This window comes from Microbacterium sp. UBA3394 (genome assembly GCF_002358725.1).
Lineage (GTDB): Bacteria > Actinomycetota > Actinomycetes > Actinomycetales > Microbacteriaceae > Microbacterium > Microbacterium luteum.
Map to the genome: position 1 here is coordinate 24784 of NZ_DEPK01000136.1, position 9214 is coordinate 33997.

Consider the following 9214-nt stretch of genomic DNA (forward strand, 5'->3'; position numbering starts at 1 on the left):
TCGATCCAGGTCAATCTCACCGGCTCCGCCGGTCAGTCCTTCGGTGCGTTCCTGCCCGCCGGGATCACGCTGCGCCTGGAGGGCGACTCGAACGACTACGTCGGCAAGGGCCTGTCGGGTGGCAAGGTGGTCGTGCGTCCGCCTCGCGCCGCGACCTTCGACCCGTCGCAGAACGTCATCGCCGGCAACGTCATCGGCTACGGCGCCACCCGCGGATCGCTCTTCCTCGGCGGTGTCGTCGGAGAGAGATTCCTCGTGCGCAACTCCGGTGCGTCCGCGGTCGTGGAAGGCGTGGGCGACCACGCGCTGGAGTACATGACCGGCGGGCTGGCGGTGATCCTCGGCACCACGGGACGCAACCTCGGCGCTGGGATGTCCGGCGGCACCGCCTACGTCTACCGGCTCGATGAGTCGCAGGTGAACCGCGACGCGCTGGCGACCGGTGAGCTGCAACTGGGCGAACTCGGCTCCGGTGACGCCGAGATCCTGCGCGACCTGCTCGAGCAGCACGTCGCCGAGACCGGATCCGCGCTCGCGAAGGCGATGCTCGACGACTTCGACAACGAAATCTCCCACTTCGTCCGGGTGCTGCCGCGCGACTACGCCGCGGTGCTGCAGACCCGACAGGACGCCGTCGACCAGGGGCTCGACCCCGACGGCGACATCGTGTGGAGCCGCATTCTGGAGGTGACAGGTGGCTGACCCCAAGGGATTCCTCAAGACGACCGAGCGCGAGCTTCCCGCCCGCCGGCCGGTCCCCGTGCGCATCCTCGACTGGAAGGAAGTGTACGAACCCGGTGACTCGGCAGTGCTCCGGCGTCAGGCCGGACGCTGCATGGACTGCGGGGTGCCGTTCTGTCACAAGGGCTGCCCGCTCGGCAACCTCATCCCGGAGTGGAACGATCTGATGTGGCGCGGCGAGGGCCGCGCCGCGATCGAGCGGCTCCACGCGACGAACAACTTCCCGGAGTTCACCGGGCGGCTGTGCCCCGCTCCGTGCGAGAGCTCCTGCGTGCTCGGGATCAACCAGCCCGCCGTCACGATCAAGCAGATCGAGGTCGCCACCATCGACGACGCCGTCGCGAACGGCTGGGTCGAGCCGGAGCCGCCCGAGCGTCTCACGGGCAAGACCGTCGCGGTCGTCGGATCCGGTCCCGCCGGACTGGCCGCCGCTCAGCAGCTGACCCGTGCAGGTCACACGGTCGCGGTCTACGAGCGCGACGACCGCATCGGCGGGCTGCTGCGCTACGGCATCCCCGACTTCAAGATGGAGAAGCGTCACATCGAGATGCGTCTGCGTCAGATGCAGGATGAGGGCACGCGGTTCCGTGCCGGTGTCGAGATCGGAGTCGACATCACGTGGGCGGACCTGCGCGCGCGATACGACGCCGTGCTGATCGCCACGGGCGCGACCGTTCCCCGCGATCTGCCGATCCCGGGTCGGGACCTCGCCGGCGTTCATTACGCCATGGAGTATCTCGTCGAATCGAACAAGGCCGTCGCCGGCGACGCGGTCGCCAACCAGATCAGCGCCGAAGGCAAGCACGTCGTGGTCATCGGCGGCGGCGACACCGGAGCCGACTGCATCGGCACCGCACACCGGCAGGGCGCACTCAGCGTCACGAACCTCGCGATCGGCAAGCAGCCTCCCGAGGAGCGGCCAGAGCATCAGCCGTGGCCGATGACGCCGACGCTCTTCGAGGTGGCCAGCGCTCACGAGGAGGGAGGAGAGCGCTCCTACCTCGCCTCGACGGTGGAGTTCCTCTCGAACGATGTCGGCGAGGTGCGCGCCCTCGTGGTCGCCGAGACCGAGTTCGTCGACGGCCGTCGCGTGCCGAAGAAGGGCACCGAGCGGGAGATCCCCGCGGATCTGGTGCTCATCGCCATGGGCTTCACCGGTCCCGAGCAGGAGGCCTTGGACAGCCAGATCGGCACGGCCTTCACGTCGCGAGGCAACGTGGAGCGCGCGAGCGATTACCAGACCGAGGTTGCGGGGGTCTTCGTCGCCGGAGACGCCGGTCGCGGTCAGTCCCTCATCGTGTGGGCGATCGCCGAGGGTCGCGCCGCCGCATCGGCGATCGACGAGCACCTCATGGGCGTCACCTCGCTCCCGGCACCGGTCACCCCGACCGATGTCGCGATCGGACTGCAGCCTGCGTAGTCTGGTCACGGCCATCAGGCCGACCTCACCCCCAGCACCCGGAGAAGACATCGGATGAGACGTGCCAAGATCGTCGCCACGCTGGGTCCCGCCACATCGTCGTATGAGATGGTCCGCGCGATCATCGACGCCGGTGTGGACGTGGCCCGCCTGAACCTGAGCCACGGCGACTACTCGGTCCACGACAACAACTTCGCCAACGTCCGCAAAGCGGCCGACGACGCAGGGCGCGCGGTCGCCGTGCTCGTCGACCTCCAGGGACCCAAGATCCGCCTCGGCCGCTTCGCCGACGGACCCCACGAGCTCGCCGAGGGCGACATCTTCAAGATCACCGTCGACGACATCCCCGGCACCAAGGAGATCGTCTCGACGACCTTCAAGGGTCTGCCGCAGGACGTCAAGGCCGGCGACTTCCTTCTGATCGACGACGGCAAGGTTCGCGTCAAGGTCCTCGAGACCGACGGCACGACCGTGACCACCGAGGTCATCGTCGGCGGCCCGGTCTCCAACAACAAGGGCATCAACCTTCCCGGCGTCGCCGTGAACGTTCCCGCCCTGTCCGAGAAGGACGAGGACGACCTCCGTTGGGCGCTGCGCACCGGAGCGGACCTGATCGCCCTCTCCTTCGTCCGCTCCGCGAAAGACGTGCGCCGCGTGCACGTGATCATGTCGGAGGAGGGGCGCCACATCCCGATCATCGCGAAGATCGAGAAGCCCCAGGCGGTGGACAACCTCGAGGAGATCATCGACGCGTTCGACGGCATCATGGTCGCCCGTGGCGACCTGGGCGTCGAACTGCCGCTGGAGGCGGTTCCGATCGTGCAGAAGCGCGCCGTGGAGCTGTGCCGCCGCATGGCGAAGCCCGTCATCGTGGCGACGCAGATGCTCGAATCGATGATCAACAGCCCGGTTCCGACCCGCGCCGAGACGAGCGACGTCGCCAACGCGGTGCTCGACGGCGCCGACGCGGTCATGCTCTCGGGCGAGACCAGCGTGGGTGACTACCCGGTCGTCGTGGTGGAGACGATGGCCCGCATCGTCGACTCGACGGAGGTGCACGGACTCGAGCGCATCGCGCCGCTGCGGTCCAAGCCGCGCACGCAGGGCGGCGCCATCACTCTTGCCGCACTCGAGGTCGCCGCTTTCGTCGAAGCGAAGTACCTCTGCACATTCACCGAGTCCGGCGACACCGCGCGACGTCTCTCGCGTCTGCGTCCGGGCATACCGATGCTCGCCTTCACGCCGGATCCCGCTATCCGTCGACGGATGGCCGTCACGTGGGGTATCCAGTCCAGCCTCGTCGAGCATGTGCCGCACACCGACCGGATGTTCATCCAGGTCGACGACTACCTGCTGTCCAACGACCTGGCCAAGGTCGGCGACAAGGTCGTCGTGATCTCCGGTTCGCCTCCCGGGATCACCGGATCGACCAACGACATCCGCATCCACAAGGTGGGCGACGCGGTGCACGGCGCCGCGCCGATCTATCAGTCACGCGAATAGTCATCGCTCGGACCGGAACGGTCGCGCTATCCTGAGCGCGACCGTTCCGTCGTCCGTGAGGAGATCATCATGATCTGGGACATCTTCTGGTTCATGCTGATGGCGTTCTACGTCATCGCGTACATCTTCGTGGTGGCCCTGGTGATCGTGGATCTTTTCCGCGACCACCAGCTCGCCGGCGGGTGGAAGGCGCTCTGGATCGTCTTCCTTGTCTTCGTTCCGATGCTGACCGCCCTGGTCTACGTGATAGCTCGAGGACGCGGTATGGCCGAGCGGTCCGCGCGGCGGGAGCGCCCGGGTGCTCCGGAGGCCGATGACTACCGCCCTGCTGCATCGTCCGACCCTTCCGGCGACATCGCCAAGGCCAAGGAGCTCCTCGACGCCGGCGTGATCACGCGGGGCGAGTTCGACGCTCTGAAGAGCAAGGCACTCGGCAACCAGTACTTCGGCTGAGCGACGCTGTCACCCCCGCCAGGGCGTGACAGGGTGGTGGCATGCAGCTTCTTCGCAAGGGATGGTTTGCCGGGAGAGTCCGTGCTCGAACGGTCGAGATCGCTCGTGACCTCGACGCCGACGGCTATGTCGTGCGGGGTTCGAAACCGGAGGACGCCGCCGGAGTGACCGCCCTCGTGCGTGCGCACCTGGCCGGCGCGCCTTCGTTCGAGTACGCGCGTTCCGACGGTGCGGTGATCGTGACCGCCGAGGGTGGGGAGATCGCCGGGATCGCCGTCGTGCGCGCTTCCCTGTCGCCGCAGCAGAACGTGGTCGTGCACGTGCGCGCCCTCGTCACGGCACCGGAGCATCGTGGACGAGGAATCGCCTCCCTCGCTCTGGCCGTGATCCCTCAGGTGCTCGGCGCTGACCTGTCGCCCGAGGTGATCTTCGGTGCCGCGGCGAGTGAGCACGCCGTCTTCTTCCAGCGCAACGGGTTCGATGTGCTGCAGCCGGGGGAGCGGCTCGACCTGGGTGCCCACACCGAGGTTCTCGTGGACGCCGCGGCGGCGCCGCTGGACACCTGGTTCGTCAGAGCGACGTGACGAGGGTGTGCCGGTGGTGGGAGTCGAACCCACACGCCCTCTCGGGCAACCGAGTTTGAGTCGGTCGCGTCTGCCATTCCGCCACACCGGCCGGTGCGGAGATGACGATACCGTAGGATTCAATGGTGACAGAGCAAGATCAGTCCGCGTCTGCGGCCAGCGCCCCCCGTCGAGTCGTCGTCGCCGAAGATGAGTCCCTCATCCGCCTCGACATCGTGGAGATCCTGCGCGACAACGGATTCGACGTCGTCGGAGAAGCAGGTGACGGCGAGACCGCCGTGCAGCTGGCGACCGAGCTTCGGCCCGACCTCGTCGTGATGGACGTGAAGATGCCGCAGCTGGACGGCATCTCCGCCGCCGAGAAGCTGAGCAAGAACAACATCGCGCCCGTGGTGCTGCTGACCGCCTTCAGCCAGAAGGAACTTGTCGAGCGAGCGAGCGAGGCCGGTGCGCTCGCGTACGTCGTAAAGCCGTTCACGCCCAATGACCTGCTGCCCGCCATCGAGATCGCCCTCGCGCGCCACGAGCAGATCATCACCCTCGAAGCCGAGGTCGCCGACATGGTGGAGCGCTTCGAGACCCGCAAGCTCGTGGATCGCGCCAAGGGCCTGCTCAACGAGAAGATGGGTCTGTCCGAGCCTGAGGCGTTCCGCTGGATCCAGAAGGCGTCGATGGACCGCCGCCTCACGATGCAGGATGTCGCCAAGGCCATCATCGAGCAGCTGGCGCCCAAGAAGGACTGACGCCCTCGAACCCTCGGATCTCCCCGTCTTCGCCGGCACCGCCGTCAGGAGGCGGGGAGATCCGTTATGTGGTTGGTGATGCGCACCGTCGAGCAGCGTCGGCCGTCCTCGTCGGTGACCACGATCTCGTGCACCGTCATGCTGCGCCCGAGGTGGACGGGGGTGCACACGCCGGTCACGAGGCCGGATCGCGCCGATCGCGTGTGCGTGGCGTTGATGTCGACGCCGACCGCGAGCCGGCCCGGTCCGGCGTGCAGATTGGCCGCCATCGAGCCGAGGGATTCACCCAGGACCACGTAGGCTCCGCCGTGAAGGAGCCCCACCGGCTGGGTGTTCCCGTCGACCGGCATCGTGGCGACGGCGCGCTCCACGGTGAACTCCGTGAAGCGGATGCCCATCTTCTCGGCCAGGGCGCCCATCCCGCGCTCGGTGGCCCAGTCGAGTGCGTCGACGGTCGTCGCATCGGTCATGGCGGGAGCCTCCCTCGGAGCGGTTCGGGGGTGTCGGCACCCGCGTCTAGGCTTGCAGGGTGACGGACTCCGCAAAGCCTACCCTTCTGGTCGTCGACGGACATTCGCTCGCGTACCGCGCGTTCTACGCCCTCCCGGTCGACAACTTCTCCACGCGCGACGGGCAGCACACCAACGGCGTGTATGGCTTCCTCGCGATGCTGATCAATCTGATCAAGGCCGAGAAGCCGACCCATATGGCCGTCGCCTTCGACACCTCGCGGCAGTCCTTCCGCACTCGCGAGTACACCGAGTACAAGGCCAACCGGTCAGAGACACCGCCGGAGTTCAAGGGCCAGATCCCGCTGTTGAAGGACTGCCTCGCCGCCATGAGCATCACGGTGCTCGAACAGGAGGACATCGAGGCGGACGACATTCTGGCCACCCTCGCCACGCAGGGCTCCGCCGCCGGCTTCGACGTGCTGGTGTGCTCCGGCGACCGCGACACCATCCAGCTCGTCGACGACAACGTCACCCTGCTCTACCCGAACGTGCAGGGTGTGTCGCAGCTCAAGCGCTACGACCGCGAGGCGGTGCTGGAGCGCTACAAGGTGCCACCGGAGCAGTACCCCGATGTCGCGGCGCTGGTCGGTGAGACGAGCGACAACCTGCCCGGGGTTCCGAAGGTGGGGGAGAAGACCGCCGTCAAATGGCTCACGCAGTTCGGCACGCTCGATGACCTTCTCGCGCAGGCCGACACCATCAAGGGCGTCGTCGGCAACAACCTCCGTGACCACATCGACGATGTGCGCCGAAATCGCTCGCTCAACCGCCTGCTGCGTGACGTCGAGCTTCCTGTCGTGCCCGGCGACCTGGCCGTGCGGCCGATCGATGCCCAGGCGGTGCGCGACATCTTCGCGCGTCTGGAGTTCCGGACCCTCCTGCCACGCGTTTTCGAAGCGGCCGGCGTCGACGGTGCGATGGCCGCCGCTTCTGCACCTGTCGCGGAGGCCCCGACGCCGTCGGAGCCCGATGCCGCCGCGCTCTCGGAATGGTTGCAGGCCACGTCGGGCGAGGTGGGGGTGACCGTGTCGACCCTCGGCGAGCTGCCCCGCCGCGTCGGCCTGGCCACATCCGACGCGGCCGTCGAAGTGACCTGGGACGACGCGACCGCCGACATCCTGCTCCCGTGGCTCTCTTCGGATGCACCCAAGGTCTTCTGCGACGCGAAGGCGCAGGTGAAGGCCCTTCGCCGAGCCGGGGCGGTCGTCGACACCGTCGTCTTCGACGTGCTCATAGCCGGCTGGCTGCTGCGCCCCAGCCTTCCCGACAAGTCGCTCGCCGACCTCGTCGAGAGCTACCTCGATGAGAAGCTCCCCACCTCCGACCCGACGCAGCTCGTGCCGGAGGAGGAGGGGGCCACCCCCGGCCAGCTCTCGTGGTACGCCCTGAGAGTCGCCGATGCCCTCCGTGACAAGCTTCCCGCGCGCGTCGCCGACGTCCTCGTCGACATCGAGCTGCCCACGCTGCTGACTCTCGCGGACATGGAGCTGGCGGGTGTCGCCGTCTCGCACGAGAAGTTGGCGGCGTTCTCCGGTGATCTCGGTTCGCGCGCCGACGCCATCGCACAGGAGGCGTACGCGACGATCGGTCGCGAGGTCAACCTGGGCTCGCCGAAGCAGCTTCAGCAGGTGCTCTTCGAGGAGCTGGAGCTGCCGAAGACGCGCAAGACCAAGACCGGCTATTCCACCGACGCGGCGGTTCTGGCGGATCTGCAGGAGTCGAGCCCGCATCCGTTCCTGCGTCTTCTGCTGCAGCACCGGGAGGCGACGAAGCTGCGGCAGATCGTCGAGTCGCTCGATGCGGCCATCGGAGACGACGGCCGCATCCACACGACGTACGTGCAGACCGGCAGCCAGACCGGTCGACTCTCGAGCACGGACCCGAACCTGCAGAACATCCCCATCCGCACCGAAGAGAGCCGGCTCATCCGCGCGGCCTTCGAGGTCGGGAACGGGTACGAGACCCTCCTGACCGCCGACTACTCGCAGATCGAGATGCGCATCATGGCGCACCTCTCGGGCGATGAAGGTCTGATCGAGGCGTTCAACACCGGCGAGGACCTGCACCGCTTCGTCGGTGCGCGAGTGTTCGGCGTCGAACCTGCCGAGGTCAGCCCCGCCATGCGCACGAAGGTCAAAGCGATGTCGTACGGACTGGTCTACGGCCTCTCGGCGTTCGGTCTGTCGAAGCAGCTGCGGATCGAGCAGTCCGAGGCGAAGGAACTCATGCGAGAGTACTTCGCCCGTTTCGGTGCCGTGCGTGACTACCTGCGGTCATCGGTCGAGCAGGCTCGCATCGACGGATACACCGAGACGATCTTCGGCCGTCGTCGTCCTTTCCCCGATCTCGCCAGCCCGAATCGCGTGCTGCGCGAGAACGCCGAGCGCGCAGCGCTCAACGCCCCCATCCAGGGAAGTGCGGCAGACATCATGAAGATCGCGCTGCTGAACATCCACGCGGAACTCGGTGATGCCGATCTGTCGTCGCGCGTGCTGCTGCAGATCCACGACGAACTCGTGGTCGAGGTCGCCGCCGGCGAGTGGGATGCCGTCGAGCGGATCGTCACGGCTCGCATGGGTGATGCCGCGAGCCTCACCGTTCCGCTGGACGTGCAGATCGGCCGCGGCGCGGACTGGAGTGTGGCCGGACACTGACGCCCGCCTGAGCGGGCCCGGGATCTTCTAGGCTCGGAGCATGACAACGCCTGAACGCACCCCCACGCCGATCGACACGATCGCGGAGGCGTGGGTCGACACGGTCGCGGACCTCGATCCGATCGTCGCGACGTACATCGGCCGCTTCGAGCACAACCATCGCTTCGCGGACTATTCGCCCGCGGGCGTCGCGGCCGGCGCCGATGCCGCTCGTCGCGCCCTCGCCGATCTGTCCGTTGCCGAGGTGACGGACGCGGTCGACGCCGTGACCAAGGAGGATCTCTCCCGAACGCTCGAGCTGGAACTCGAGCTCCACGATGCGCAGTGGCCCCTCCGCGACCTCAACGTGATCGCCTCGCCCGCACAGGACATCCGTTCCGTGTTCGACCTCATGCCCACCGAGACGATCGAGGACTGGTCGACCGTCTCCGCGCGGATGTCGGCGCTGCCGGAAGCCGTCGCGGGCTACGCGCAGACCCTCCGGGAGGGCCTGTCGCGAGGCGTGGTGCCGGCCCGGCGCCAGGTCACCGAGGTCCTCGGCCAGATCGCGCGGTACACCTCCGACAACGGGTTCTTCGCGTCGTTCGTCGCGGAGGCCGCGCCC

Annotated in this window: 8 protein-coding genes, 1 tRNA gene and 1 pseudogene; 8 read left to right on the forward strand and 2 right to left on the reverse strand. The window is 67.7% G+C overall.

Annotated features, from left to right (window positions below; all coding sequences use genetic code 11):
• From B4E30_RS08190 to B4E30_RS08210, 5 genes and pseudogenes are all read left to right on the forward strand, one after another.
• Positions 1-702, forward strand: a pseudogene (locus tag B4E30_RS08190) (glutamate synthase subunit alpha); the annotation flags it as partial.
• Positions 695-2161, forward strand: coding sequence for a glutamate synthase subunit beta (locus B4E30_RS08195; RefSeq protein WP_286717002.1), 1467 nt, complete (start codon positions 695-697; stop codon positions 2159-2161). The pseudogene B4E30_RS08190 and the gene B4E30_RS08195, both read left to right, overlap by 8 nt.
• Positions 2162-2215: 54 nt before the next feature.
• Positions 2216-3664: a pyruvate kinase gene (gene pyk, locus B4E30_RS08200; RefSeq protein ID WP_286717004.1), complete on the forward strand. Its 1449-nt coding sequence runs from the start codon at positions 2216-2218 to the stop codon at positions 3662-3664.
• 69 nt (positions 3665-3733) lie between these two features.
• On the forward strand, positions 3734-4117 hold the full coding sequence (locus B4E30_RS08205) for an SHOCT domain-containing protein (RefSeq protein WP_286717006.1): 384 nt from the start codon (positions 3734-3736) through the stop codon (positions 4115-4117).
• Between the two features lie 41 nt (positions 4118-4158).
• A complete protein-coding gene (locus tag B4E30_RS08210) occupies positions 4159-4701 on the forward strand; it encodes a GNAT family N-acetyltransferase (protein ID WP_286717007.1) in 543 nt (180 codons plus the stop codon).
• An 8-nt stretch (positions 4702-4709) separates the two neighbouring features.
• Here the strand turns inward: B4E30_RS08210 and B4E30_RS08215 are convergent.
• Positions 4710-4792: transfer RNA gene (locus tag B4E30_RS08215), tRNA-Leu, on the reverse strand.
• A 31-nt stretch (positions 4793-4823) separates the two neighbouring features.
• Between B4E30_RS08215 and B4E30_RS08220 the strand changes: the two genes are divergently transcribed.
• Positions 4824-5444: an ANTAR domain-containing response regulator gene (locus B4E30_RS08220; RefSeq protein WP_390178680.1), complete on the forward strand. Its 621-nt coding sequence runs from the start codon at positions 4824-4826 to the stop codon at positions 5442-5444.
• Between the two features lie 44 nt (positions 5445-5488).
• Here B4E30_RS08220 and B4E30_RS08225 read toward each other — a convergent pair whose 3' ends face one another.
• Positions 5489-5914: a hotdog fold thioesterase gene (locus B4E30_RS08225; protein ID WP_286717010.1), complete on the reverse strand. Its 426-nt coding sequence runs from the start codon at positions 5912-5914 to the stop codon at positions 5489-5491.
• Between the two features lie 59 nt (positions 5915-5973).
• On the opposite strand from B4E30_RS08225, the gene polA reads away from it, so the two are divergent.
• Both polA and B4E30_RS08235 read left to right on the forward strand, forming a co-directional pair.
• On the forward strand, positions 5974-8610 hold the full coding sequence (gene polA, locus B4E30_RS08230; RefSeq protein WP_286794638.1) for a DNA polymerase I: 2637 nt from the start codon (positions 5974-5976) through the stop codon (positions 8608-8610).
• 40 nt (positions 8611-8650) lie between these two features.
• A partial coding sequence (locus B4E30_RS08235) for a DUF885 family protein (protein ID WP_286794640.1) occupies positions 8651-9214 on the forward strand: 564 nt, incomplete at its 3' end.